At 47.7% G+C, this 25079-nt stretch carries 27 protein-coding genes and 1 riboswitch; of the genes, 18 read left to right on the forward strand and 9 right to left on the reverse strand.

The genetic code is table 11. The features are described 5' to 3' along the window. Window positions 1-20: 20 nt before the first annotated feature. The 9 genes from IQ294_RS00350 to IQ294_RS00390 all read left to right on the forward strand — a co-directional run bounded on the left by IQ294_RS00350 (window position 21) and on the right by IQ294_RS00390 (window position 10433). Complete coding sequence (locus tag IQ294_RS00350) at window positions 21-623, forward strand: alpha/beta hydrolase (RefSeq protein WP_203332029.1); 603 nt, start codon at window positions 21-23, stop codon at window positions 621-623. Window positions 624-803: 180 nt separating this feature from the next. Then, window positions 804-1769: a glutaminase A gene (gene glsA, locus IQ294_RS00355; RefSeq protein ID WP_203332030.1), complete on the forward strand. Its 966-nt coding sequence runs from the start codon at window positions 804-806 to the stop codon at window positions 1767-1769. Window positions 1770-1901: 132 nt separating this feature from the next. Further along, window positions 1902-3947, forward strand: a complete 2046-nt coding sequence (locus tag IQ294_RS00360; RefSeq protein WP_203332031.1) for a catalase — start codon at window positions 1902-1904, stop codon at window positions 3945-3947. Window positions 3948-4074: 127 nt separating this feature from the next. Continuing rightward, window positions 4075-5178 carry a YsnF/AvaK domain-containing protein gene (locus tag IQ294_RS00365; protein ID WP_203332032.1) on the forward strand — a complete coding sequence of 368 codons (1104 nt, stop codon included), beginning with the start codon at window positions 4075-4077 and terminating at the stop codon, window positions 5176-5178. Between the two features lie 121 nt (window positions 5179-5299). Continuing rightward, a complete protein-coding gene (locus tag IQ294_RS00370; RefSeq protein WP_203332033.1) occupies window positions 5300-5887 on the forward strand; it encodes a hypothetical protein in 588 nt (195 codons plus the stop codon). Between the two features lie 82 nt (window positions 5888-5969). After that, window positions 5970-6161 (forward strand): YwbE family protein, encoded by a 192-nt coding sequence (locus IQ294_RS00375; protein ID WP_203332034.1) that lies wholly within the window; start codon window positions 5970-5972, stop codon window positions 6159-6161. 104 nt (window positions 6162-6265) lie between these two features. Next, the gene (locus tag IQ294_RS00380; protein ID WP_203332035.1) at window positions 6266-6790 is read left to right on the forward strand and encodes a general stress protein; all 525 of its coding nucleotides are present in this window, start codon (window positions 6266-6268) and stop codon (window positions 6788-6790) included. Between the two features lie 189 nt (window positions 6791-6979). Beyond that, window positions 6980-9109: an ATP-dependent helicase gene (locus tag IQ294_RS00385; RefSeq protein WP_203332036.1), complete on the forward strand. Its 2130-nt coding sequence runs from the start codon at window positions 6980-6982 to the stop codon at window positions 9107-9109. A 49-nt stretch (window positions 9110-9158) separates the two neighbouring features. After that, window positions 9159-10433: an MDR family MFS transporter gene (locus IQ294_RS00390; RefSeq protein ID WP_203332037.1), complete on the forward strand. Its 1275-nt coding sequence runs from the start codon at window positions 9159-9161 to the stop codon at window positions 10431-10433. Between the two features lie 64 nt (window positions 10434-10497). Here the strand turns inward: IQ294_RS00390 and IQ294_RS00395 are convergent, their stop codons facing one another. After that, window positions 10498-10806: a DUF3243 domain-containing protein gene (locus tag IQ294_RS00395; RefSeq protein ID WP_203332038.1), complete on the reverse strand. Its 309-nt coding sequence runs from the start codon at window positions 10804-10806 to the stop codon at window positions 10498-10500. Window positions 10807-10965: 159 nt separating this feature from the next. On the opposite strand from IQ294_RS00395, the gene IQ294_RS00400 reads away from it, so the two are divergent. Continuing rightward, window positions 10966-11805, forward strand: a complete 840-nt coding sequence (locus IQ294_RS00400; RefSeq protein WP_203332039.1) for a VLRF1 family aeRF1-type release factor — start codon at window positions 10966-10968, stop codon at window positions 11803-11805. Between the two features lie 118 nt (window positions 11806-11923). On the opposite strand, the gene IQ294_RS00405 is transcribed toward IQ294_RS00400, so the two are convergent. After that, on the reverse strand, window positions 11924-12601 hold the full coding sequence (locus IQ294_RS00405) for a hypothetical protein (protein ID WP_203332040.1): 678 nt from the start codon (window positions 12599-12601) through the stop codon (window positions 11924-11926). A gap of 149 nt (window positions 12602-12750) precedes the next feature. On the opposite strand from IQ294_RS00405, the gene IQ294_RS00410 reads away from it, so the two are divergent. Next, window positions 12751-13113, forward strand: a complete 363-nt coding sequence (locus IQ294_RS00410; RefSeq protein ID WP_203332041.1) for a VOC family protein — start codon at window positions 12751-12753, stop codon at window positions 13111-13113. A 62-nt stretch (window positions 13114-13175) separates the two neighbouring features. Here the strand turns inward: IQ294_RS00410 and hmpA are convergent, their stop codons facing one another. Then, window positions 13176-14357 (reverse strand): NO-inducible flavohemoprotein, encoded by a 1182-nt coding sequence (hmpA, locus tag IQ294_RS00415; RefSeq protein WP_203332042.1) that lies wholly within the window; start codon window positions 14355-14357, stop codon window positions 13176-13178. Between the two features lie 236 nt (window positions 14358-14593). On the opposite strand from hmpA, the gene IQ294_RS00420 reads away from it, so the two are divergent. Further along, complete coding sequence (locus IQ294_RS00420; protein ID WP_203332043.1) at window positions 14594-15031, forward strand: RrF2 family transcriptional regulator; 438 nt, start codon at window positions 14594-14596, stop codon at window positions 15029-15031. Between the two features lie 31 nt (window positions 15032-15062). Here IQ294_RS00420 and IQ294_RS00425 read toward each other — a convergent pair whose 3' ends face one another. The 3 genes from IQ294_RS00425 to IQ294_RS00435 form a co-directional block, all read right to left on the reverse strand. Next, window positions 15063-15488, reverse strand: a complete 426-nt coding sequence (locus IQ294_RS00425) for a pyridoxamine 5'-phosphate oxidase family protein (protein ID WP_203332044.1) — start codon at window positions 15486-15488, stop codon at window positions 15063-15065. 64 nt (window positions 15489-15552) lie between these two features. Further along, window positions 15553-16470 carry an EamA family transporter gene (locus IQ294_RS00430; protein WP_349291309.1) on the reverse strand — a complete coding sequence of 306 codons (918 nt, stop codon included), beginning with the start codon at window positions 16468-16470 and terminating at the stop codon, window positions 15553-15555. 73 nt (window positions 16471-16543) lie between these two features. After that, the gene (locus IQ294_RS00435) at window positions 16544-16777 is read right to left on the reverse strand and encodes a hypothetical protein (protein ID WP_203332046.1); all 234 of its coding nucleotides are present in this window, start codon (window positions 16775-16777) and stop codon (window positions 16544-16546) included. Window positions 16778-16957: 180 nt separating this feature from the next. Between IQ294_RS00435 and IQ294_RS00440 the strand changes: the two genes are divergently transcribed. Further along, window positions 16958-17977, forward strand: coding sequence for an STAS domain-containing protein (locus IQ294_RS00440; protein ID WP_203332047.1), 1020 nt, complete (start codon window positions 16958-16960; stop codon window positions 17975-17977). 36 nt (window positions 17978-18013) lie between these two features. Here IQ294_RS00440 and pepT read toward each other — a convergent pair whose 3' ends face one another. Next, a complete protein-coding gene (gene pepT, locus IQ294_RS00445; protein ID WP_203332048.1) occupies window positions 18014-19231 on the reverse strand; it encodes a peptidase T in 1218 nt (405 codons plus the stop codon). Window positions 19232-19470: 239 nt separating this feature from the next. Beyond that, window positions 19471-20112, reverse strand: coding sequence for a glycerol-3-phosphate acyltransferase (locus IQ294_RS00450; protein ID WP_203332049.1), 642 nt, complete (start codon window positions 20110-20112; stop codon window positions 19471-19473). Between the two features lie 133 nt (window positions 20113-20245). Beyond that, window positions 20246-20361: riboswitch (SAM riboswitch) on the forward strand. A 104-nt stretch (window positions 20362-20465) separates the two neighbouring features. On the opposite strand from IQ294_RS00450, the gene IQ294_RS00455 reads away from it, so the two are divergent. Next, the gene (locus IQ294_RS00455; protein ID WP_203332050.1) at window positions 20466-21755 is read left to right on the forward strand and encodes an O-acetylhomoserine aminocarboxypropyltransferase/cysteine synthase family protein; all 1290 of its coding nucleotides are present in this window, start codon (window positions 20466-20468) and stop codon (window positions 21753-21755) included. Window positions 21756-21767: 12 nt separating this feature from the next. Beyond that, entirely contained in the window at window positions 21768-22781 is a 1014-nt protein-coding gene (metX, locus tag IQ294_RS00460) for a homoserine O-acetyltransferase MetX (protein ID WP_203332051.1), read from the forward strand. 113 nt (window positions 22782-22894) lie between these two features. On the opposite strand, the gene IQ294_RS00465 is transcribed toward metX, so the two are convergent. Next, window positions 22895-23125 carry a helix-turn-helix domain-containing protein gene (locus IQ294_RS00465; protein ID WP_203332052.1) on the reverse strand — a complete coding sequence of 77 codons (231 nt, stop codon included), beginning with the start codon at window positions 23123-23125 and terminating at the stop codon, window positions 22895-22897. Window positions 23126-23283: 158 nt separating this feature from the next. On the opposite strand from IQ294_RS00465, the gene IQ294_RS00470 reads away from it, so the two are divergent. The 3 genes from IQ294_RS00470 to IQ294_RS00480 all read left to right on the forward strand — a co-directional run bounded on the left by IQ294_RS00470 (window position 23284) and on the right by IQ294_RS00480 (window position 25079). Next, the gene (locus tag IQ294_RS00470) at window positions 23284-24168 is read left to right on the forward strand and encodes an EamA family transporter (RefSeq protein WP_203332053.1); all 885 of its coding nucleotides are present in this window, start codon (window positions 23284-23286) and stop codon (window positions 24166-24168) included. Between the two features lie 79 nt (window positions 24169-24247). Continuing rightward, a complete protein-coding gene (locus IQ294_RS00475; RefSeq protein ID WP_203332054.1) occupies window positions 24248-24940 on the forward strand; it encodes a response regulator transcription factor in 693 nt (230 codons plus the stop codon). Beyond that, the gene (locus IQ294_RS00480; RefSeq protein WP_203332055.1) at window positions 24918-25079 is read left to right on the forward strand and encodes a hypothetical protein; all 162 of its coding nucleotides are present in this window, start codon (window positions 24918-24920) and stop codon (window positions 25077-25079) included. The genes IQ294_RS00475 and IQ294_RS00480 overlap by 23 nt, the downstream gene beginning before the upstream one ends.

Below are 25079 nucleotides of genomic sequence, written 5' to 3' on the forward strand. Positions count from 1 at the left end.
AAATGTCTGGAGGGCTATTGATGAAACATATTTTTAAAGCCGGAAAAGATCCGGAGAAACCGGTACTGCTGCTGCTTCACGGAACAGGCGGAAACGAAAATGACCTGATGCCGCTCGCTGCGCACATCGACCCGGAAGCATCCGTTTTAAGTGTCCGCGGCAATGTATCGGAAAATGGCATGCCGCGCTTTTTCAAACGGCTGGCAGAAGGCGTGTTTGATATGGAAGATTTGGAATTCCGCACAGAAGAGCTCTATAATTTTATCGCTGAGTCAGCGATAACTTATGATTTTGACCGTTCCAATGTCGTCGCTGTAGGCTATTCGAACGGGGCGAATATTGCAGCAAACCTGCTGTTCACTTACAGTGATGCGTTGAAAGCGGCGATTCTGCATCATCCGATGGTGCCGAACCGTCATACGGAATTGCCTGCCTTGGCCGGTGTACCCGTATTCATCGCAGCTGGAACGAACGATCCGATCTGCCCGGCACAGGAATCGGAAGATCTCAAAGACTTTCTCGAAGGTGCAGGAGCAGACGTCAATCTGCACTGGGAAAATCACGGACATCAGCTTACGATGCCGGAAGTGGAAGCAGCCAAAGTTTGGTACGGCAAAATTTAGGGAAACTATCCTCCTGCAGGGCGCAGGAGGGTTTTTTTGTCCGGAATTCAGCGGCCAAGGCCACTTCGCTGATCTGTCTTATGCCTGTCAGGGCTTAACGGGCGCTTACGCTTTTCTTTCGCTTTTCAGTTCTTTTTCAAGCACAATGGAATCAATACATAATCAGTAGGAGGGGATCGTGTGCAAAACAATCCGAAAATTCAGGAACAGCTCGAACATTGGGTCGAAGAAAACAGGGGCCACGTCATACTCGGCACGACAGCCCAGTATATACCTGAACTTGGCAAAGCCGATCCGGCGAAATTAGGGATTTGTATGCTTGACGAAGAAGGGAATTACTATTGTGCGGGTGACACTGATGTGGAATTTACGCTGCAAAGTATTTCAAAGGCTTTGACCTTCATTGCGCTCAGCTGCCATTACGGATTGGATTTCGTTTTGGAGCGTGTGGATGTGGAGCCTACCGGTGAAGCATTCAACTCGATTATCCCATTTGAAATCCACCGGCCGAATAAACCTTTCAATCCCTTCATCAATGCGGGCGCCATCACGATTTCCGCGTTGCTGCCAGGGCAGACCAGCCAGAAAAAATATGAATACCTATTGAAGTTCCTTGAGGAGCTTGTCGGCCGTCCGCTTGAAATGGACCGGGCCGTCTATGATTCCGAATGGAAAGCATCACACCGCAACCGGGCGCTTGCGTATTACCTGAAGGAAGCCAACTTCCTTGAAATTGAAGTGGAAGAAGCACTGGATATCTACATCCGCCAGTGTTCCATCAAAGTCACCACAAAAGATCTGGCATTAATCGGCCTGATTATAGCGTATGACGGTTATAACCCGATAACGAAAGTGAAGCACTTCTCAGATGAAATCGCCCAGGTAGCGAAAGTCCTGATGGTGACATGCGGCATGTACAATTCATCCGGCAACTTCGCGGCGCATGTCGGGATTCCCGCGAAAAGTGGCGTTTCCGGAGGCATTTTAGGGGCAGTGCCGCCGAAGCTGCACTCCCAAACGTATGAATTCAAGGCAGGCGCTGGCATCGGCGTCTATGGGCCGGCGATTGATATCCAAGGCAACAGCGCGGCCGGCACGATGATGCTGCGCCAGATTTCGAAAGAATGGGACCTCAGCATATTTTAATCCGAAACCTTCAGCTAAAGCAGCTGGAGGTTTTTCTTATAAATATATGATTTGTTTGTCAATTTCAGTTTTCTTGAAGCTCCAGCGGGTAGGGTAATAAAAACGGTGAAAATTCACAAAAGGAGTGTAAAGATGGCGAAAAAAACGGATATCAATGAAAACAGCAAAAATGAGCAGCTGGAAAATTTCAGGACAGACGATTCGGGTAAAGCTTTGACGACAAATCAGGGACTGAAAGTGTCGGACGATGAGCATTCACTTAAAGCTGGTGTAAGAGGGCCCACACTAATGGAGGATTTTCACTTCCGGGAAAAAATGACGCATTTCGATCATGAGCGCATACCGGAGCGTGTCGTCCATGCAAGAGGTTACTCTGCCCACGGTGTATTTGAAACTTATGAGTCGATGGCCCATTTGACAAAGGCGAAGTTTCTTTCTGAAAAAGGCAAAAAGACGCCGGTATTCGTCAGGTTTTCCACCGTCCAGGGCTCAAAGGGGTCTCCTGAAACAGTCCGGGATGGCCGCGGCTTTGCGACAAAATTTTATACGGAAGAAGGAAATTATGATTTGGTGGCAAATAATATGCCGGTGTTCTTCATCCAGGATGCCATCAAATTTCCGGATTTGGTCCATTCCCTGAAACCGGAGCCGCACAATGAAATGCCGCAGGCTTCAGGTGCGCATGATACGTTCTGGGATTTTATTGCCAATAATCAGGAATCTGCCCATATGGTGATGTGGCTGATGTCTGACCGCGCTGTGCCACGCAGTTTCCGTATGATGGATGGTTTCGGCGTGCATGCATTCCGGTTTATCAACGAAGAAGGCAAAGCGCATTTCGTCAAATTCAATTGGAAACCGACGCTCGGGGTTCACTCGCTTGTCTGGGATGAAGCACAGAAAATAGCGGGTAAAGATCCTGATTTCAACAGGAAAGATTTATATGAAGCAATCGAAAACGGAGATTACCCTGAATACGAACTTGGGGTGCAAATCATCGCGGAAGAAGATGAACATAAATTTGATTTTGATGTTCTGGATGCCACTAAAATCTGGCCGCAGGAAGAAGTGCCGATGCAGATGATCGGCAAAATGACCTTGAACCGTAATGTCGACAATGTCTTTGCCGAAAATGAGCAGGTCGCATTTCATCCGGGTCATGTGGTGCCGGGCATTGATTTCTCCAACGATCCATTACTGCAGGGACGTCTGTTCTCCTATACCGATACGCAATTGATCCGTCTTGGCGGGCCGAATTTCCATGAATTGCCGATCAATCGGCCAGTATGCCCTTTCCACAACAATCAGCGGGACGGGTACAACCGCATGACAATCAATAAAGGACAGGTTGCCTATCATAAAAACTCCCTGGCGAATAATACCCCTGGTCCGGTAAGTGAGGCAGAAGGCGGATATGGCCATTACCAGGAAAAAGTGGAAGGGCGTAAAGTCAGGGCACGCAGTGAAAGCTTTGATGATCATTTTTCTCAGGCCGCATTGTTCTGGAACAGCATGTCCGAGCCCGAAAAGAAACATATCATCGAAGCATTCAGCTTTGAACTCGGAAAATGTAAGGAATTGACGATCCGAAAGCAAACAGTCGATATGTTTTCAAATGTAGACCTGAAAATGAGCCAGGAAATTGCGAAGAATATCGGCGTCGAACCGCCGAAAAGCGGAGCATCCCTGCCAGGCAAAACTTCACCGGCATTAAGCCAGGAAAACACGATTAAAACAGCTCTTACCCGAAAAGTGGGGATTCTATTGGCGCCGGATTTCAACGGTAAAGATCTGGAGAAAGTGCTGGATGATTTCAAAGAAAAAGGTGTCCAGTTTGAGATTATCAGTGAAATGCAAGGCTTGCTGGTTGGCTCCGACGGGATTACAAAGAAAGTGGATCATACCTTCTCCACTTCAGACCCGGTGTTATATGATGCCATATATGCGGTTGGCGGGCCGGTCATCACCAAGAAATTTGCAAAAGAAGGGGCCCGGTATATTGCAGAAGCATTTGATCACTATAAGCCGGTCGGCGCTACTCATGAAGGAAAGAAATGGCTTCAGAACTCTGAGATGAAAGAGCAACCGGGCGTCATTGCCGGTGATGATCCTGAACAATTCACAGACGAATTTCTGGAAGCCATCCGTGAACACCGTCACTGGAAACGTGTTATATAAAATCTGTTAGAAAGATGGTCTGAAAGTCGTGTTGAAGTTCCCTTATGTTTATGGATAGACTGTTCGGGTAAATCTTAGAGTAGACACACCATATACATCAGAAACATAAAAATTGGAGGAATTGCAAATGGCCAACAATAAATTTATGGGTACTTTTGACACGGAAACCGAAGTTTTACGGAAGATCGAAGAACTGAAATCCACGGGTTCCAGAGAAGAAGATATGTATGTTATGGCACGTGACAAAGATCAGATTTCAATGGTCCGCGGACGTACGGACGTCGATTACAAATCATCTGAAGGAAATTGGATGGATAAATTCATGGGCTTCCTGTCGGGAGACGATTCCACCCGTGAAGCGTTCTCCGGTATGGGACTCGATAAAGACGAATCGGACCGTTATTACAATGAAGTCCAAAATGGCAAGATCCTGTTGTTCGTAGACCGGGAGTTCGGAGCTTCCTATGAAGGCAATGCGCCATACGACAATCAAACCTATGGCAATACGGATGCAGCAGCAAGTTCAAACATGACTGATCCGACAACTCCAGGATATGTGGATACAGGTGTCGTGGCGAAAGACGGCATGACAGTCGATACAAATGATCAAAATGATGTTTATTATAATAGAAGAGATGGCGCTCTTACAGAAGGTGAGTCGTATGACCAGAAAGTGGCAGACGATGAAACTGCCGGAGTCAGCCATGACAGCGGCACGGGATTCGGCCTGGGTTCGCCTACGAAAGGGACCGAATATGCAGATACCGACAGCGACCGCACCGGCGCCGGTTTCACTGATTCGACGACAGGCAGCGACCATACGGAAGAAGAGAAATTACGCCTTCATGAAGAGCGGCTGCATGTCGATAAAGAGCAGGTTAAAACAGGTGAAGTGAATGTCGGCAAACATGTAGTGGAAGAAGAACAATCGATTGAAGTGCCTGTAGAACATGAAGAAGTGTATGTTGAACGGCGTCCGGTAGATGAAACGACGACGGATGCGGCGGATACGGGCTTCAATGAAAATGAAAACATCAATATCCCGGTTTCGGAAGAGCGCGTCAATGTGACTAAGAATGACGTGGTCAGCGAAGAGATTGTCGTCGGCAAACGCAAAGTTGAAGATGTCGAGACCGTACGCGACACGGTCCGCCGTGAAAAAGCGGATATTGATGAAGACACAAATTTGACTGACAGAAGCAAAGACCGCGATAACCGCGATCGTTTCTAAGGGAATAAAGAGAGAAAGGCGGAAAATTTCCGCCTTTTTCTTTGATTGCACTGAAACGGCACGGTGGATGAAAAGATGGTGCAGAATTTTGGGATTTTCGACATGGAGGGAGGACCTGCAGATGACTGAAAAAAAGAATACCGATAACAATGCGCAGGAAAAAGGGTTTAATTCGACAGCTGCCTATGGTGATCCAAAAGACGGAACTCACAAAAAACCGGATGCCGCTGAATTGGGAAGCGGCAAAGACAGTCCGTTCGAAAGGGATGCGGATGGAAATGTGAGGACAGGAGACAGCGGCGAAACAGGAACGGGCATCTATACAGGAAATGATGCAGCTGACATGGCTTCGCCGAATGACAGTTTATCTGATATCGCACATACAGGACGGAACCGCGGAAATGTGCCGCTGATGGACCGTCAAATGGAAGAAGTGCCTGCGAATGATCCGAATGCAGCAGACGCAGGGCCCGCAAATACAGACAGCGGAAGAGAAAACGTACGCACCACCTCTTCCGTGACGGATGATCTTGCCAGCATCGATGTATCCAGGGAAGGGGTCCCCGCGAATGATCAGGCTAAATCGGATATTCCGGAAGATCCGGCAATCAATGATGTGCCGGATGCGGACCGGAGCGTAAGGGAATCACCGGAACATCTGTCGCAGAATGCAGCGGACCGGACACGCCGGGATGACGGCAAAGAATAAGGTATAGGAAAGGCGGGGCACCCCGCCTTTTTTCATTTTCACGATAAAGAGGTATGATAGAGGAAAGAAAGGCGTGATTAGTTTGGACGGAAAGAAAAGAAGCGATATTAAACCGGGCATGGCCGTTAACGTAATCCTCAAGCAGGATCAGCGCAGCGGGAAGAAAACAGAGGGCATTGTCAAAGATCTGTTAACCAATTCCGCGACTCATCCGCACGGCATCAAAGTGCGCCTGGAAGACGGACAGGTCGGGCGTGTCTGTGACATCCTCTAAAGCCTGCGGATATTTATGCTGAATTTATTGCACCTCATCCAGCTCCCATGTTTTCTGCTCTTCAGCCAAGGGTAAAGTAAAGGAAAGCTTTGAGGAGTGATGATGTGGAGAGGAATTTTATCGAAACGTACGACACGGAAGAGGAAGCTTTGAGGCAAATTGAGCAGCTGAAAGATGAAGGGTATTCGGAAAGCGATATGTACATCATGACCCGGAACGATGATCAGCTGTCAATGATTCAAGGGAAGACGAATGTGGATAATTATGCCGAACAGGGCAATTGGATGGACCGCTTCACTTCTTTTTTGACAGGAGATAAACAGATGGAAACCGCGTTTCGCTCGATGCAGCTGAGCCGTCAGGAAGAAGAAAGATATTATAGGGAAGTGAAAGCAGGAAAGCTGCTGCTTTATGTCAATAAAGATTACGAAGCCCGTTTCAGAGAAGCCGGCGGAGATTCGTTCAAGCTTGGTGAAAAAGATAAAACAGAACTGCAGAACAGAAAAAAGCAGTCTGAAAATATTACTCCGTCCCGAATTGGAGAGGAAGAAGCCGTCACACTGGATGATGATAAATATGACGGCGGTAGTCCGGGACCTGTGCAGGGCGGTAAAAATTCGGATGACTGAAGTTTGATGTGAAATAGCGTAAAAGGACCCAGTTCCGTGGGTCCTTTTTTTATTGAGATTCCAGTGCCCGGCTTTTCGGGAGGTAGCGCAACTTTGATGATCTGTCTTAAATCTGTCGGAGCTGAACAGGCACTTCCGCTTTTCCTCTGTGTTAGAATAACAGTATTGAAAAACTCGGAGGAACAAGATATGACTGACTTTTTTGAACGCAAAAAACAGCAGCTCGGCGTGGAATTGAATAAGATTCAGCGGAAAGCGGTGGAACGGACGGAAGGGCCGCTGCTTCTATTGGCATGTCCAGGTTCAGGCAAGACGACGACCATGATCATGCGCACCGGCTACCTGATTGAAGAGAAGGGAGTTGCGCCATACCGGATCAAGGCGATCACTTTCAGTAAAGCTTCGGCTGTCGATATGCGCGAACGCTTTACGCGCTTTTTTCCTGAACTGCCGCCAGTGGATTTCTCCACCATCCACAGCCTTGCGTTCCGCATCACCCGTGAGTATCTGGCGGATTCAAGTTATATGATGATCGAAGGCAATGAAACGAACGGCCTTCATAAAAAGCGCTTGCTGAAGGAAATGTATCAGACGGAAATGGATGAACCTGCAACAGAAGACCAGTTGGATGAACTGATGTCGTTCATCAGTTTTGTCAAAAACAAGATGCTGCCGAGAGAACGCTGGTCCAGTTTAAAGGAGCCATTTTCCGGAGCGGCGGAAATCCTGAAGACTTATGAGGCATTCAAGGAAAATCACGACACACGGCTGGTCGATTTCGATGATATGCTGACACTGGCCAATGAAGCGCTGGAAAATGACCGGGCATTGCTGGCAAAATACCAGAGCAAATGGGATTACATCATGACCGATGAAAGCCAGGATACTTCCATGGTCCAGCATTCGATTGTGGAAAAGCTGGTGGCGCGCCATCAGAATTTATGTGTGGTGGCGGACGATGACCAGTCCATCTACACATGGCGGGCGGCGGAACCGACTTATCTGCTGAAATTCAAAGACGTATACCCCGACGCTTATATCATGAAGATGGAGCGCAATTACCGCTCATCCGGCACGATTGTCAGTGCGTCGAACCTGTTCATCAAAGCCAATAAAAAGCGGCATGATAAAAACATGTTCACTAAACAGCCGGCAGGTCCGCCCATCGTATTGAAACGATTGGCATCCGACGACGCGCAATTGAAATACCTGATGAAGCAATTGACGGAATTAGATCATTTTGGGGATGTGGCAATTTTATACCGGAATAACTCGTCATCAACATTATTGATGAGCGAACTCGATCGTCTCGGCATTCCATTCTATATGAAAGATGCGGATAATCGTTTCTTCTCTCACTGGATAGTCGAAGATATGTTGAACTTCATGCGCTTCAGCTTAAAGCCTGAACGCGTTGATATTTATTCTAAGATTGCTTCTAAAACAAATGCATACTGGTCTGGGAGCCAATTGCGCTTCATGAGCCGGATGAAAGCGGAGAGTACACACGCGCTGGATGAAATTCCGAGACACGTTACGATGAAGGATTATCAGCTGAAAATTGTCGGCGAACAGAAAAAGTGGTTTGAAGCGATGCGTACAATGAAGCCGCTGAAAGTCATCCGGACCATCAGGGCGGAGCTGGGATATGACCAGATGCTTGCAAGCCGGGCGGAAAAATTCGGCATGCGTTTGAAATACCTCTCGCAGATTCTTGTGACACTTGAACAAATCGCCGAGCCGCTGACAACGATGATCGAATTTGCAAAACGCCTGAAGGAACTTGAAACGGTGACGCAGCAGGCGAAAACTGAAAAGACGGATGAGATGCTGACGCTGTCGACTTTCCACAGCGCGAAAGGCCTCGAATTCGAACGGGTCTATATGATCGACCTTGTGGAAGGAGTCATTCCAACAGAAGAAGACGCCGAAAAACCTGGCACACTTGAAGAGGCGCGCCGCCTGTTTTACGTGGGCATGACACGTGCGAAATCCCATCTGGAGCTGATCAGCTACGGCAGCGGCTCCCGTTTTATAGACGAAGTGAATGAAATCATCCTGGCTGAAAAAACGCGGACGGCACCTAAGCGGACAATTGCAAGCACGCCGGTGAAAGTGAAGGTGCCTGATAATCCGAATGCTGTGGATGATCAGGAATTCCTGATTGAAGGGGCGAAAGTGCGGCACCGTGTTTTCGGCATCGGGGAAATTGTAGACCGTGACCATGAACGCATCTCGATCCAGTTCGCCAAAGAACGAAAGGATCTGATGATCGATATCTGCCTCAGCTATAAATTGCTGGAGCTGGTCAGCGGATGATAAAGATGGAAGTGTGACGTAAGAGACTAGAGAACGCGGGGAAACGAAGATGAAGATCAAAGATTGGAACAGAAGTCTGAAAGTGCGCTTAGTGGGCGAATTTTTTATGAATACGAGTTATTGGATGGTATTTCCGTTTCTCGCCATCTATTTTGCTGAAGAGTTCGGAAAAGGGATGGCGGGTCTGCTGCTCGTCATTTCGCAGGTGTTTTCAGTGGCGGCGAATCTGGTCGGCGGTTATCTCGCTGACCGCTACGGCAGACGACGGATGCTGATCATCGCATCGGTTGGCCAGGGCTTTGCGTTCCTGCTCTTTGCGTTGGCCAATTCACCGTGGCTGCAATCCCCTGAACTCGGTTTTGTAGCCTTTACGCTGGCGGGAATGGGCGGTTCGCTCTATTGGCCGGCAAGTCAGGCGATGATCGCAGATGTAATCCCGGAGAAATACCGGAGCGACGTTTTCGCGATTTTCTATACGACATTGAATATCGCGGTTGTGGTCGGCCCTCTGATCGGTGCTGTCTTATTCTTTTCCTACAGATTTGAATTATTGCTCATTGTGGCAGTCATTTCGATGCTGCTTGGTCTGGTGCTCCGGTTGTTTACAGATGAAACGCTGTCGCAGAAAATGGTGGACAAATGGGCGACAGAAGAAGCGGCCGGCTGGGTCGGAGCTGTTTCCAAGCAATTCAAGGAATACGGCATCATTTTCAAAGACCGGGTCTTTCTCTTGTTTGTCATCGCAGGTGTACTGGGCGCACAGACGTTCATGCAGCTCGACCTGCTGATCCCTGTCTATCTCAAGGAAACGATCGACAGCCAGACGATTGCTGCATTTTTCGGCAATGAATGGAAAGTGACCGGTGAAACATCATTCGGTATCCTGCTTGCGGAAAATGGTCTGCTGGTCGCTTTATTTACGGTATTCATCACGCGGTGGATGACGAGATACCCGGAGAAATGGGTGTTTTTCCTGTCAGCGATTCTGTATGGCGCAGCGATGCTGCTGTTCCCGGCCACTTCTTTCTTTTGGATGTTTGTCATTGCGATGGGGATTTTCACTCTGGCGGAATTAATGGTTGTCGGCATCCAGCAGAGCTTCATTTCAAAGCTTGCCCCTGAAGATATGCGCGGGCAGTATTTTGCCGCCGCCAGCATGCGCTATACTATCGGGCGGATGATTGCGCCAGTGGCGATTCCAATGACAGCCTGGTTTGGATTCAATTGGACTTTCGGTATTTTAGGGATCGTCGCCATGCTGAGCGGCGGCGTTTATCTCCTGATGTTCCGTGCTTTTGAAAAACGGCAAAGTGCAGAAGTATAATATAAATTGAAAAAGGGCGCCGGAGATTTTCATCCGGCGCCCTTTGATCTTAAGTTCCTTGATGCTATTCTTTTTGTACCATACGCAGCAGCATGTGGGCGAGCATATGTCTTTCCTCTTTTTCGCCGACTTTCCAAAGCTCCTGAAGAACCTGCTCTTCGCGGTTTTTCGGCTCCTCATTCTTCGCCAGATAGTCTGCTACTTTTTCAGTGATCTGAGCGAGGCGTTCTTCACTGAGACCCATTTTTTCACCGATTTCAACTTTGTCGCTTAAATATTGTTTAAACTGATTGAAATTCGCTAAAATGTCCTCTTTTTTCTCATCATCGAAATTCTTCAGTTTTTCATCAACTTTTTTATTTACGTTCTCCATTTTCCACACTCCTTAAATTTTTTATTGCTAATCCCTGTTTACCACCTGCAGAGAAAGCTAAACTTTTGAAAATTCTGTATTAAAAAATATCTTCAGTTTAAAATGGAAGTGTTGGGGTATTGAGGTATTAAGTAAGGAAATAGGGAGGATGATGAATGCATGACATTATACGATGAGATCCAGGAGTTAAAGAATTTCAAATGTGAAGACCGCTGTGTTTTGAGTGTCTATTTGAACACGAACCCTGCAGATTTAAATGCACAAAATGGCGCTTGGCGGATTCATCTGAAGAATGGCCTTAAAAGGATCGAAGAATATCTGGAAGCATCTGATGATGAAAAAGAAATTTCGAATTATAAGTCATTGAAGAAAAAAGTGGAACGGGAAATAAACGACAATCAGGACGACCTCCAAAAGGGTGTCGTTATTTTTGCATCTCCACATAAGGATCTGTGGTCCGTCCATTATGTGCAAGTACCGGTGAAAACCAGTTTCCACTGGGAAACGGAGCCCGCTCTCGACGAACTGAGATATATGTACAAAGCTTATCCGTATGCCGGTGTCATTCTACCGAGCTTCAAAGGCATCCGGATCCTGGACACTTCAATGGGTATCATCAATGAAGAGATTTTCTATGAGTTTGATCCAGGCTTGGACTTCTGGGTGGAACAAAAAGGTGTCCATTCAGCAAATCATACATCCGGCAGTAATACCGGATCCTTTGGCGGTGCCAGCCACGTTGGAGGGAATTCCGGAAGTGCGACAGACGATTTCCAGTTCCGCATGAAAGAGAACCTGGAGCGATTCTATAAAGACATGGGAAGCAAGATTGAAAAATTGAAGAAAGACCGGCACTGGGATGAAATTCACATCGTCGGCGAAGCGGAACATGCCAAATCGTTCTCGAAAGTTTTGCAGAAGAAACCTGAAAGCTGCGTATTCAAAAATCTGATCAACAGCTCACCTGCAACCATTTTGCACGAAGTATTCGAGAAATGACAGAAAGCCCCGGCCGTTTGCGGCTGGGGCTTTTTGCTGCTTTTATGAAAACCGGTGATGAAATCCAGATCCAGCATCGGTTCGACCCAAGTGGGCTGGCCACATTCTGTTGTCCAACTTACGGCTGCGGACAAAATGTGCATGTATCGAAATGCGGAAGTTCCTTATACAGGCAGCAGGTTTTCCGTAGAGGAGAAGACACCGCCTGTCTGAGAGAAGCGTCGCCAAGGAGACGCGCTGCGTGGGATTTTTTCATGGGCACCCAGTTACCGGCATCCAACAGCCATTCCAAATCTTCCGCGGCCCGCCTCGGATTCCGTTGCTCCAGGCCGGCATAGAACCAAAGAAGGGAACCCAGCACATTGTCCCACAAGATGAGGGGGGATATTTTCACGTGCTGCCGGAAAGAATCCATCAGCTCTGCGGTTTGGCGGTGCAGAATATGATGGAAGGCTTCAAATCGTTCATTTGGGGAAATTTCCTTGAAATAAACAGAGGAAACGTGGGCCTCCAACAGATTGAAGCCGTAATTTTGGACGCGGTTAAAATCCAGTTCTTCACCGGCGCAGTGAAAATAACCGTTATGATACGTAAGCAGCTCAAATTGGGCGGATACGAATAAAGCATATTGCCTGAAGAAATAAGAAACGGCGACTCCGCTGTTCTCTGTACCGCTCCAGCTTTTCATTTCTTCGATGCGCAGTTCGATATTGCGGGAAAGGGCGTTTGAAGCTATGCGGTCAACAGCCACCGCCTGTGAAGCCATCCTGATTTTCAATTGGTTTGGAAAAGCCATGGGCAGCCGGCCTCCTTTTTTCTTTTAATGCTACTGAAAGCTGGGCGAAAATGCAAAGTCATAAGAAACAGTGATGACGATCGATAACCATTACCATCTTTTATTTCATGAGCCGGTCGGGTAATCTGGAGTTGAAAGGGGTGGGGGTAATGGAATTTTCTATCGGAAAAATCGATCACGTTCAAGTCGCTGCACCAAAAGGGGGCGAAGCGGATGCCAGGCGCTTTTACGGCGATGCGCTCGGCATGAAGGAAATTCAAAAGCCGGAGCCGCTGAAATCCAGGGGAGGCGTCTGGTTTGGATTTGATGATTTCCAGCTGCATGTCGGCATCGACGAGCCGTTCGTTCCGGCTAAAAAAGCGCATCCAGCCTTCAAAGTATCCGGCTACGAAGCGCTCCAGAGACACTTGGAGAAAAACGGCATTACAGTCACTGCCGATACCAGCATCCCGGGTGTGGACCGTTTTTTTGTTTTCGATCCTTTCGGCAACCGGCTGGAATTTTTAAAATAAAGCGGCTGTTTGCTGCAATAATGTAGAAAAAGACCTGCCAATTGGCAGGTCTTTTCAGCTTTTTAAGATGTCTGCAAGGCCATAGCAGGTCCGAAGAATTCGAAATGGATCTGCTCGTCTGTCATGCCGAGGGCTCTCAGTTCAGTAATCATGCTTTCCATGAATGGAACTGGTCCGCATACATAAACTTCGCCGGTCACATCGACCATTTCCGCAAGAACTTCACGTGTAATGAACCCTTCCGGTTGGTCAGAGTACAGCGTTCTGTATTTTGCATGATCCATAGCAGCTGCATATTTCCGGATATCTTCATCGAACGCATGCAGACTTTCATTGCGTGCCGCATGCAGGAAAGCAGTCGGGCGCTCAGGAGTGGCAGTCGCCACTGTTTCGAACATACTCATCATCGGTGTGATGCCGACACCGCCGCTGACAAATGCGACTGGCGATTTTTTTGCAGTATCCAAAACGAATTCCCCGGCTGGCGCGCTTACTTCAATGACATCGCCTGCATTCACATGATCGTGAAGATAAACGGAAACCTGTCCGTTCGGATCATTATCACTTTCGCGTTTAACGGAAATTCGGAATTCATCCGGTCTTGCTGCTTGTGAAAGGCTATACTGGCGGTTGAACAAATACTGTTCCCCTGGGATGGACAGACGTATGGAAATATACTGGCCAGGTTCATAGGTTGGAACATTCGAACCGTCTGCCGGCTTCAGATAGAAGGACGTGATATTGCCGCTTTCTTTTTCTTTTCTGGCAACGGTGAAATCCTTGAAGAACTTCCAGCCGTTTTCCTGGCTTTCCATCTTCTCATACATGCCTTGTTCGACTCCGATGAATGCATCTGCAATAACCCCATATGCTTCGCCCCATGCCCCGATGATTTCGTCGGTTGCCGCATCACCCAATACTTCTTTGATCGCTTTCAGCAGATATTCGCCGACGATCGGATAATGTTCCGGCTTGATCCCGAGACTTACATGCTTATTGGCGATTTGTACAACAGCTGGAAGAATTGCCTCCAGGTTGTCGATGTGAACTGCAGCGGCGTAAACTGTATTCGCCAGCGCTGCCTGCTGACGTCCTTTTTTCTGATTGGCGTGGTTGAATATATTCAATAATTCAGGGTGCGCTTCAAATAAGTTCTTGTAGAAGACAGTCGTGATTGCAGTACCGTGTTCTTCGAGTACAGGGACAGTGGATTTAATGATTGTTTTTGTTTCAGGTGATAACATGGTCAATCTCTCCTTTTGTTTTCTATACTTTGACTATATTCCCTTTATCGAGTTAAAGATATATTTAAAATACATCTTTAAAATTTGGACACATTTGGATTCACAGAACAGTCACATAATCCTTATCCACCTATCGGCTGGAGGATGGCGCGCTATGGGAAAGGGTGGACCGAATCCAATCGCTTTCTAGAAATCCTGTCAATGGGTATAATAAACGGGCAGGGAAGGTGAAACAGATGAGATTGACTATGTATACAGATTTTTCTTTACGCGTGCTTATTTATCTGGGCACCAAAGAACAAGGGAAACTGGCGACGATCCAGGAAATTTCGGATGCTTATAATATATCGAAGAATCATTTGATGAAAGTGACTTTTGAACTTGGCAAAGCAGGTTTCATTCATACGGTCAGAGGACGGGGAGGCGGAATCCGTCTGGCTGATCTGCCGGAAAACATCAACATTGGCACGGTCGTCCGAAAGATGGAGGACGATTTCCATCTCGTCGAATGCTTCGACATGGAACACAACCGCTGCCCGATTGCCCCGGTCTGCGGACTCCGCGGAGTGCTCGGCAAAGCGCTTCACGCCTATCTCACCGTTCTGGACGGCTATACACTCGAAGATCTTCTGTTCAATAAAGAAGGGCTGCGTGAAATCCTGCAGCCATTATAAAAAGCGGCTCAGAAAATCGAGCCGCTCCTTTTTATTTCAGTTCAATATTCTGTGGCTCTTCCCCTTTTTTGTTCATCAGGCGCATGCGGGTCGGCTTGATGGCGATAAAGACGAGGTTGGGATCGTCCGGTCCGCTGAACCAGCCGGACAGGTGATCATTCCATAACTCTTCGAGTAAACTCCGGTCTTCATGCTCGGACATTTCGCCTTCGATTTCCAGGAACGTGTCACCGACGCCTTCGCCTTCATAGCCGAAAAGGACGTGGGCATGCGGGTTTTTTTCGATTTCATCCACTTTTTGTGTTTTTTTGCTGGTAGCTGTATAAAGCGTGAAATCCTTATGGAAAAAAGTCATGTAGCGTGAATGCGGCCTGTGTTCGGTAATTGTGGCAAGGACACCGACATAGCTGTTTTCCATTATCTCAAGAGCGGCGTTTTTCAATTCCTCCTGATTCATGTGATCACTCCTTTTCTTCCTGTTATTCCTCTTTAAACTTCCTCTAAACATAAAAGAAGACCCGCTACAGGAGCGGGTCTTCCAGTTTTTCCACAACTTTTGGCGTACGGTTGAAAAAGCTCGGCAGCATCATCCCGAAAAGGACGACCCCGATTCCTGCAATTTGCAGGATGGTCAACTTTTCATGTAGGATGATGACGGATGCGAGAATCGCAACAGGCAGCTCCATGGCACTCAGGATGGATGCCAGACCGGAGCCGACGCGCGGCACAGCCAATGAGAAAAGGTAGATCGGCATCACGATACCGAAAATACCGAGCAGCAATCCATAGACCCATAAGCCTTCCGCAAACATCCGGCCATTCCAGACAATTTCAGGTGTCTGAAATACCGTGATGACGATTGCCGCAAAAAGTGAAACATAGACAAGGCGCGTTGACGTATCGATGCCTTCCACTTGTTTGCCGTTGACAAACATAAAAGCGGAGAAGCAGAACGCGGCAGCGAGCCCCCAGGCCCATCCTTGCCAAGGGATGTTGCTGAGGTCAGCGTCAATGACACCGGCTGCCAAAATTGTTCCGCCGAATAGGAGCACAAGGGAAATCACTTCGATGCGTTTCAGCCATCTGCGGTTGGCGATGCAATCGAGGAACATGCCGATCCAGGTAAATTGGAACAATAAGACGACAGCGAGTGACGCCGGCAAATAATTGAGTGAATGGGCGTAAACCATTCCAGTCGCGGCCGTAAATGCGCCGGACAACATTAAAACCTTCCAGCCTCTGAGTTTCGGGAAGGTTCTATGGGAGACAAAATAGATCAATACCGCCAGGATGAAACCGATATAGTACTGACTTGTCACAGCTTCTGCTGCCGTAAAGCCATTGCCCATGGCGACTTTGATGATTGTCGAGAGAATTCCATAACTGGCCGCTCCAATGACGACCATTACAGGGTAAATCCAGGTTTGCAAATTCTTCACTTCCGTTTCCATTATCCATCATAACAAAAAAGAACTGTTTGACAGAGTCAAACAGTTCGTAAAAGCTAAAGTTCTAAGAATCGGAATATTTCTCTTCGCTTGAAGAATTACTTTTCGTGTCACGCGGATTTTTCTCTTCCTGCTGTTCCTGTTTTAAATCTTCCAATGGAATCGTATCCACATTCATTTCTTCCTCATGCATTTCAGTCAGGGATTCTTTATCCGTCTTGGATTGTTCAGGATTATCCATCGAAGCGCCTTTTCTTTCTTCACGGTCGCCTTCCGTAAAATGTTTTTTATCCGACATGTTGAAACACCTCTTTCGATTTGTCTTAACTTTCTATTCCTTCAATCCGTCATTTCGAAACATGACAACAGGGTTTCTGTGATCCAACCTGATTTACTGACTGCAAAAAAAATACGTATCCTTCAAGAGAATGTTTGAATATATGGTAAAATGGATGCGCAGAACGGAAGGAGTTTTCACATGACTATTCACCAATCCATAAATGTCGGCGGTTTAAATTTTGAGTGGGACCTTGAACAAGGGAAGTTTCTGTTCGAAGGCCGGGATTCAATCCTTTTTTGGACAGCCTCAGCAATGAGGATGTTCTTTGATACGATCGAGGAAATAGCAGGTGAAGATGCAACAGGCGTTGTGATGGAAACGACAGGTTACCGGCAAGGTGTCGTCGTGGGCGAGTATTTTTCGGGGATGGATAATGTCGATATAGCCGGAGCGGCCGAACGGATTGCCAATACATATGCATCCGCCGGTTGGGGCTTGGCTCAAATACATAACTTGGATGAAGAAAACGCCACACTGGAAGTCCATCTGAAAAACAGCTGGGAATATAAGATCAATGTCGCGCAAAATAAGAAAAAGGGAGGCCTATTCCTGCCTGCCCATTACGCCGGGATCTTCACGAAGCTTTTTGGAAGAAACATCTGGTATAAAGTGGAGCAATATCAGATCGAAGGTTTTGAGGAAAGCATCATCCGCTATTTCCCGTCGGATGAAACGATTGAAGAAAACATTCACAGGCTGGCGCGTCTCAATGAAGCAAGACAGATCCGGCAGCTTGAAAATCTGGTGGAGGAAAAAACGGTTGAGCTGAAGATGCTCGTCAAAGAAATTTCTTCACCGATCATTCCTGTTCTCGAAGGGATCGTGGTAGTGCCGCTGCTTGGTACATATGATGAAGAGCGGGCCGATGAGCTGATGATCAAGACGCTTCAGAACCTGCCGAAATATAAGGCGGAATACTTAGTGCTTGATCTGACCGGTTTGAATAATAACTTTACACAACAGGCGGCTTCGCTGATTGAAAAGTTGGGAGCGACAGCCCGCATGATCGGAACTGAAACAGTATTAGTGGGTATTTCCCCGAAAATGAGTATGGTCATTACAGAAAGCGGCATCGATATATCAGGATTCAATTGCTTCCAGACTCTGCAGCATGGCATCCATTTTGCACTTGCCCAAAAAGGGCGCAGCATCCTTTAAAAAAAGCGCCTTGAAGTGAATTCAAGGCGCTTTTCGTTATTTTACGGTTTTGGCAATCTCGACAATCAGTTCGGTTGCTTTTTCCATATTGTCAGCGGAGATGAACTCGTATTTGCCATGGTAATTTTCCCCACCCGTAAAGATATTCGGTGTCGGCATGCCCATGTACGAAAGCTGCGAGCCGTCTGTCCCGCCCCGGACTGGGACGATGTTCGGTTCGATGCCGAGCGTTTTCATGGCCTGCTCCGCCGCATCGACGATTTCCATCACTGGTTCGATTTTTTCTCTCATATTATAATACTGATCTTCCAGTTCCAGTTTGACTGCATCCGCTCCGTGCTGCTCCTGGAGTTTTTGTGCAGTCTGTTGCATGTGGGCTTTTTTCGCTTCAAACGAATCTTTGTCAAAATCACGGATAATGTAGCTTAGGACGGCTCGTTCAACATCACCTGTAAAACTGTTCAGGTGAATGAAACCTTCATAGCCTTCTGTTTTTTCCGGAACTTCATCCGCCGGCATCGCGTTATGGAATTGAATGGCGATGGCAGAAGCGTTCACCATCTTGTTTTTAGACGAGCCGGGGTGGACGCTCACGCCTTGGACAGTCAATTTGCCTGCCGCGGCATTAAAGCTTTCGTATTGCAGTTCACCGAGCGGCCCGCCGTCCATCGTATAGGCATAAGCTGCACCGAAACGTTCAACATCGAATTTATGGGGGCCACGCCCGATTTCTTCATCAGGTGTGAAAGCGACCCGGATTTTCCCGTGTTCGATAGCGGGATTTTGGATAAGGTATTCCATGGCTGTCATGATTTCAGCGATCCCGGCTTTATTGTCTGCACCGAGCAGCGTCGTGCCATCGGTTGTGATGAGTGTGTGGCCGATATACTTTTTGAGGTCTGGGAAATCTGCCACAGTCATCGTCACGGCATCATTCAATGGAAGATCGTTTCCATCGTAATTATCGACGCGTTGGGGATTGACGTTTTTGCCTGTGAAGTCGGTCGCTGTATCGACGTGGGCCAAAAAGCCGATTACCGGAAGTTCTTTTTCCGAATTTGAGGGAAGTGTTCCGAAAAGGTAGCCATGGCCATCCATTTCGACTTCCTCGAGGCCGATTTCCTTCATTTCTTTTTCTAATTCACGCAGCAAATCCCATTGGCCGGGAGTGGATGGCGTTTCGTGATTTTCAAAATTCGATTGTGTATCGATTTTTGCATAGCGGGTCAAACGTTCGATTAAAGTTTCGATCATGGATAAAGACCTCCTGAAGTATGTAATGCTCTTATTTTAGCACGAATGGCTGAATTGCATTGAATTTCTATAAAAAGCCGAACGCTGCCTTTCCGCTTTTCTGTCTTATGCCTTTCAGAGCTTATCGGGCGCTTGCGCTTTTCTGGTCCAGACTCCAGCGGCCCAGCTCTTCGGGTCATAAGCCAGCTCAGCTGCATGGCCAAGGCCATTCCGCTTTTCTGTCTTATGCCTTTCAGAGCTTATCGGGCGCTTGCGCTTTTCTTACGAAAAACAGCAGATACTTTTGTCTCGGTGCCATTCTTTATTCGTTGGATATTTTCGAGATGCTTCCACAAAGCCATTGCTACTAAAGCAAATGCAATGATGTATGGTGAGATGCCGTCAGCGGGCCAGAAAGCGATAAGGATGAATACGGCGTACAGAGCGAGCACCCCGATGACGAGATAGTCGGTGGTGATAGCGATGATGACCATCAGCGCAAGTCCCAGCAGGCCGAGCTTCCAGTCGAGTGCGATCATCACCCCGATGACTGCCGCAGTTCCTTTGCCGCCATTGAATTTCATATAGAAGGGGAAATTATGGCCGATCACCACACCGGCGGTAATCAGGAAAAGAATCGCCCAGACGGTTTCTCCCGACAGGCTGCTGCTGCCGAGCAGCAAGCGCATGGCCATTACAGCTGCAAAGCCTTTAAAGATATCGATGAAAGCGACAAGCGCGCCGTATTTCCAGCCAAGGACGATAGCGGCATTTGAAGCTCCGGAATTTTTGACACCTGCCGATTTGATATTAATGCCGGAAATCAGTTGTGCCACAAGTGAACCGTGCAGGCTGCCGATCAGATAACCTGAAATGAGTGCTGAAAAAATCCATAGAATCATAATATGTCCTGCCTTTCCTGCATGGATGAAACCAGGGATAAAGCAAAAAATCGAAATTATTAGACAGTATCCTTGACAAAATAGTCTATCATTATTTATACTCTTCAACAAGATGGAAAACTGAATCTGAATACTCTTATCAAGAGTGGCGGAGGGACTAGGCCCTATGATGCCCGGCAACCACCAAGCTATCCGGCTTGGAAAGGTGCTAATTCCTACAGACTGGATCGACGGTCTGGCAGATGAGAGGAGGAAACTCCGTAACTTACGGCCCTCTTCTTTATGAAGGGGGCTTTTTTCTATTCCCTCATCACCCTTTTTATCCATCTAAAACAAACTTGGAGGAATGAAAAATGACGAATTTCAAAGCAGAGACATTATTACTTCACGGAGGACAGCAGCCGGATCCGGTGACAGGTTCAAGAGCTGTGCCGATCCATAAAACAACTTCCTATGTATTCCGTGACACGGAGCACGCGCAAAATCTGTTCGGCTTAAAAGAGGCGGGAAACATCTACTCACGCATCATGAATCCGACAGTCGATGTGTTTGAACAGCGCGTGGCTCTGCTTGAAGGCGGATCGGCAGCGGTGGCATTATCATCGGGCATGGCAGCCATCGCGTTTTCCATTCTCAATATCGCAGAAGCGGGGGATGAAGTGATTGCTGACAGCAACCTTTACGGTGGCACTTATAATCTTTTTGCGAATACATTGCCGCGCTACGGCATCACGGTGAAATTCGTGGATGGCACAGATCCTGAAAATTTCCGTGCCGCTGTAACGGGTCAGACAAAAGCGTTCTTCGGAGAAACGATCGGCAATCCAAGTTTGAACGTTTTTGATATTGAAGCTGTGGCAGCGATTGCCCATGACTATAATATTCCTTTGTTGATCGACAATACTTTCTCCTCTCCTTTTGGGAGCAACCCGATTGCTTTCGGTGCAGATGTGGTAATTCATTCTGCGACCAAATGGATTGGCGGCCACGGGACTGCGATCGGCGGGATTGCAGTCGACGGCGGCAAATTCAATTGGAATCATGAACGGTTCCCGAATTACACGGAGCCGGATGCGAGCTATCACGGTATCCGCTATGGTCTAGACGCAAAAGGTGCATCTTTCGCAACGAAACTGCGTGTACAGTTATTGCGTGATTTCGGTCCATCACTCAGCCCTGACAGTGCACACGTATTTCTTCAAGGCTTGGAGACCCTGCATCTGCGTTTGCCGAGACACGGCAGCAATGCGGCAATTATTGCAAAATATCTGAAGGATCATCCGCAGGTCGAATGGGTCAATTGGATCGGATTCGAAGATCATCCATCCCACGCCCTTGCAAAGAAATATTTGAAGGATACATTCGGCTCCATCGTGAATTTTGGCATCAAGGGCGGCAGGGAAGCTGGGCGGAAAGTCATCGACAATGCAACTTTATGGTCGCATGTGGCGAACGTCGGCGATGCGAAGTCGCTGATCATCCATCCGGCATCGACAACCCACCAGCAATTAAGTGCTGAAGAGCTGAAAGGATCTGGAGTTACGGAAGAATTGATCCGGCTGTCTGTCGGACTTGAAAATCCGGAAGATCTGATTGCCGATTTGGAGCAGGCGATAAAAGCGGCAGCGGTTCAGGAAGTTTAGGAGGGGAAGGACATGCAGACAGTGGCCATCGGTGATTTGGAGCTGGAATCCGGAACAGTGCTGCGGCAGGTGGAACTGGCATATGAGCGATCCGGCAATCCGGACGGCCCGGCAATTCTGATTTGCCATGCCCTGACGGGGGATCAATATGCTGTCGGCAGCACTGAGCGTCCTGGCTGGTGGAGCGGTCTCGCTGGTCCTGGCAAAGTTATCGATACCGAATGTTTCCAGGTGATTAACTTTAATGTGCTGGGGGGCTGCAGCGGTTCGACAGGGCCGCTGTCTGTGAACCCGGCAACCGGCGCTCCCTATCGCTCGGATTTTCCGCTATTGACGATAAGGGATATGGTGCGTGCGGAGTACAAAGCGCTGGTGGAACTTGGCGTTCACGGAGTGGAAGCTGTGATCGGCGGGTCACTCGGCGGGATGAAGGCTCTCGAATGGGGCGCGCTGTATCCGGAGTTCACACGCTCGATAGTACCGCTTGCGATAACGCCTTCTTTCAGCAGTTATGCGCTCGCATTTAACCATATCGGCATCCAGGCGATTGAAGGAGATCCCGATTTCCAGAATGGACAATATACCGGTACTTCCGATTTCCGGGGATTGCAACTGGCAAGAATGGCAGGCATGATCAGTTACCGGAGCGGAAGAATGTTCAATGGACGTTTTGGGCGTGCCGAAAACAACAGCAGTTTCGAAGTTGAATCGTACCTGGATTATCAAGGGGAAAAGCTGGCTCAGCGTTTTGATGCAAACAGCTATCTGATTTTATTGAAAGCCATGAACAGCCACGATTTGGGGGAGCGGCCCTTAAAGGTGCCGATTTTTTCTCTTCTATATACTCATGATCTGCTGTATCCGGCGGAAGAAATGATCCCTTGGCTGGAGCGGCAGCCTCGTGCAGCCTGGAAAATCGTGGAGACGGATTTTGGGCATGACGGCTTTCTGGTGGAGTTTGAAAAATGGGGAGGTTTTATCCGGCAGTTTTTGCAGGAAAAAAAGCAGATTGAAGCTATTCGATGAGAAAAAGCATCCCACATGGGGATGCTTTTCTCATGGTTTTGCGGGAATCGACGATAAACCCTCAAAAACCGACGATAAACCATCAGGCTTAACCGATGTTTTCGCATTTCGTTTCAATCTTCGTCCTTAATATCCACATCATCCGGAATAGGGGTCGCTTTCCATTCTTCCAGCTCCTGTTTAACCAGTTCCAATTGTTGGAAGTGCGTGTCGAACTGAGAAGTATTGACCATGTATTGTTCTCCATCGTGCACTGCTTTGATACGCCCTTCCAGTATATATCTGGTGACTTGTTCTTGCGGCATCGACAAAAAAGCAGCAGTTTCCGGGACAGTCATATACATAAGATCGCCTCCTCATTTTCTTTTATTATAATTGCTCGGGAGCAGTATCTCAAACGATTGGAATAGTGGTATGTTAAATGATAGAGGGAAACTCGATTCAATAGAATTTTACGGACCGTCAACAGGTACGGGACAAACGAAATCAGAGGTGCAGGGACATGAACGGCATTCCATACATACTGGTGCTGTTGGCCGCCATTCTTTGGGGGACGACAGGCACCGCTCAAAATTTCATATCCGGTGAAGCACATCCGCTGACAATCGGTGCTTTCCGTCTGATGATCGGCGGATTTTCGCTGATGCTTTTTGTACTGCTTACAAAAAGCATCATGTTCCGCGGCATCCTGTGGAGATCCACGGTCTTGTCTGCGGTCAGCATGGCATTGTTTCAGCCGCTATTCTTTTCTTCCGTCCAATTGACCGGTATTGCAATCGGAACAGTGGTGGCGATCGGCAGTGCTCCCGTGCTCGCCGGTCTGATCGAATGGCTGTTTTTGAAAAAGCGCCCCGACAGTGTTTGGTTTGCAGCCACACTCATGGCCATCATGGGATGCATCTTGCTGTTCGCCAATAAAGGCGGAGCGGATGTCGATCCGCTGGGTGTTGCGATGGCGCTCGGAGCTGGGCTGGCTTTCGCTCTTTATGCGATCGCGAGCAAGACAGTGCTTGCTACGATGGAAGCCGTCCCAGCAGTAGCCCTTATTTTTTCAATCGCTGCGGTGCTACTGATGCCATTCCTGTTCTTTTTTGATCTCTCCTATATGCTGGTTCCGGCTGATGCAGGAATTATCCTCTATCTGGGAGTTGCAACTACAAGCCTTGCTTATATACTATTTTCAAAAGGGTTGAAAAAGATCCCGTCTTCATCCGCTGTCACATTATCACTGGCGGAGCCTCTTACAGCGGCTGTTCTGGGAGTGCTGATTGTCGGGGAAACGCTGAGTGGCCTGTCATGGACAGGGATCGTCCTATTGCTGGGCGGTATCCTGGTCCTGACTTTAGGGAAACAAAGGAAAGCTGAAGAAGTAATTGAGACTTCTTAAGAATTTCTTCATATTTATCCTAGCATCAACTTAAGATTTCATCTTTATTATATGGAGTAAGGAGAAAGAAGGTGAAGGAATGACGCAATTTACTGTATTGGTGACCGACGACGATCAGGATATCCGCGACGGAATTGAAATCTATTTGAAGAATGAAGGCTATCGCGTACTGAAAGCTGAAAATGGACTCCAGGCGATTGAGTTGCTGGAAACCAATGAAGTTCATGTCATCATTCTGGATATTATGATGCCGACACTTGATGGCATATCTGCCACTTTCAAAATAAGGGAACAGCGGAACATTCCGATCATCATGCTCAGTGCCAAAGCTGAAGACTCGGATAAAATCCACGGCTTGTCAGTGGGAGCGGATGATTACGTAACAAAACCGTTTCACCCGATGGAATTGGTGGCCAGAGTGAAATCACAACTCAGACGCTACGTCAGTCTTGGGACTTACCAGGACAAATCGCAGCGCATAGAAATCGACGGCCTTGTATTGGAAGCGGATTCGAAAGAAGTGCTGCTCCACGGGGAATCAGTGAAACTGACCCCCATCGAATTCAAGATCACTGAACTGCTGATGGTAAACGCAGGACGTGTATTTTCAATCCGCGACATCTATGAACGGGTCTGGAATGAACCGGCGTATAACGCAGAAAATATTGTGGCTGTCCATATACGCAAAATACGTGAAAAAATCGAGGCGGATCCGAAAAATCCCAGATATTTAAAGGTGGTGTGGGGCATTGGCTACAAAATTGAAAAATGATATATGGTCACTTATTGCGATCGGTATCGCTTTGTTCAGTCTCCTTTATTGCCTGTCGTTTTTTGCTGACGTTGTCTTTAAAAGTCCTGCGGCAGATTTATTGGCATCGCTCCGGTCGATGTCCAGAGGGGATCTATAA

Source organism: Planococcus beigongshangi (genome assembly GCF_016820495.1).
Taxonomy (GTDB): Bacteria; Bacillota; Bacilli; order Bacillales_A; family Planococcaceae; genus Planococcus; species Planococcus beigongshangi.

What these genes read in the sequence shown, in the direction of transcription:
- IQ294_RS00350 (WP_203332029.1), top strand. Translation starts at nt 21, where the DNA reads ATGAAACATATTTTTAAAGCCGGAAAAGATCCGGAGAAACCGGTACTG.
- IQ294_RS00360 (WP_203332031.1), top strand. Translation starts at nt 1,902, where the DNA reads ATGGCGAAAAAAACGGATATCAATGAAAACAGCAAAAATGAGCAGCTG.
- IQ294_RS00365 (WP_203332032.1), top strand. Translation starts at nt 4,075, where the DNA reads ATGGCCAACAATAAATTTATGGGTACTTTTGACACGGAAACCGAAGTT.
- IQ294_RS00370 (WP_203332033.1), top strand. Translation starts at nt 5,300, where the DNA reads ATGACTGAAAAAAAGAATACCGATAACAATGCGCAGGAAAAAGGGTTT.
- IQ294_RS00385 (WP_203332036.1), top strand. Translation starts at nt 6,980, where the DNA reads ATGACTGACTTTTTTGAACGCAAAAAACAGCAGCTCGGCGTGGAATTG.
- IQ294_RS00390 (WP_203332037.1), top strand. Translation starts at nt 9,159, where the DNA reads ATGAAGATCAAAGATTGGAACAGAAGTCTGAAAGTGCGCTTAGTGGGC.
- IQ294_RS00395 (WP_203332038.1), bottom strand. Translation starts at nt 10,806, where the DNA reads ATGGAGAACGTAAATAAAAAAGTTGATGAAAAACTGAAGAATTTCGAT.
- IQ294_RS00400 (WP_203332039.1), top strand. Translation starts at nt 10,966, where the DNA reads ATGACATTATACGATGAGATCCAGGAGTTAAAGAATTTCAAATGTGAA.
- IQ294_RS00405 (WP_203332040.1), bottom strand. Translation starts at nt 12,601, where the DNA reads ATGGCTTTTCCAAACCAATTGAAAATCAGGATGGCTTCACAGGCGGTG.
- IQ294_RS00410 (WP_203332041.1), top strand. Translation starts at nt 12,751, where the DNA reads ATGGAATTTTCTATCGGAAAAATCGATCACGTTCAAGTCGCTGCACCA.
- hmpA (WP_203332042.1), bottom strand. Translation starts at nt 14,357, where the DNA reads ATGTTATCACCTGAAACAAAAACAATCATTAAATCCACTGTCCCTGTA.
- IQ294_RS00420 (WP_203332043.1), top strand. Translation starts at nt 14,594, where the DNA reads ATGAGATTGACTATGTATACAGATTTTTCTTTACGCGTGCTTATTTAT.
- IQ294_RS00425 (WP_203332044.1), bottom strand. Translation starts at nt 15,488, where the DNA reads ATGAATCAGGAGGAATTGAAAAACGCCGCTCTTGAGATAATGGAAAAC.
- IQ294_RS00435 (WP_203332046.1), bottom strand. Translation starts at nt 16,777, where the DNA reads ATGTCGGATAAAAAACATTTTACGGAAGGCGACCGTGAAGAAAGAAAA.
- IQ294_RS00440 (WP_203332047.1), top strand. Translation starts at nt 16,958, where the DNA reads ATGACTATTCACCAATCCATAAATGTCGGCGGTTTAAATTTTGAGTGG.
- pepT (WP_203332048.1), bottom strand. Translation starts at nt 19,231, where the DNA reads ATGATCGAAACTTTAATCGAACGTTTGACCCGCTATGCAAAAATCGAT.
- IQ294_RS00450 (WP_203332049.1), bottom strand. Translation starts at nt 20,112, where the DNA reads ATGATTCTATGGATTTTTTCAGCACTCATTTCAGGTTATCTGATCGGC.
- IQ294_RS00455 (WP_203332050.1), top strand. Translation starts at nt 20,466, where the DNA reads ATGACGAATTTCAAAGCAGAGACATTATTACTTCACGGAGGACAGCAG.
- metX (WP_203332051.1), top strand. Translation starts at nt 21,768, where the DNA reads ATGCAGACAGTGGCCATCGGTGATTTGGAGCTGGAATCCGGAACAGTG.
- IQ294_RS00465 (WP_203332052.1), bottom strand. Translation starts at nt 23,125, where the DNA reads ATGTATATGACTGTCCCGGAAACTGCTGCTTTTTTGTCGATGCCGCAA.
- IQ294_RS00470 (WP_203332053.1), top strand. Translation starts at nt 23,284, where the DNA reads ATGAACGGCATTCCATACATACTGGTGCTGTTGGCCGCCATTCTTTGG.
- IQ294_RS00475 (WP_203332054.1), top strand. Translation starts at nt 24,248, where the DNA reads ATGACGCAATTTACTGTATTGGTGACCGACGACGATCAGGATATCCGC.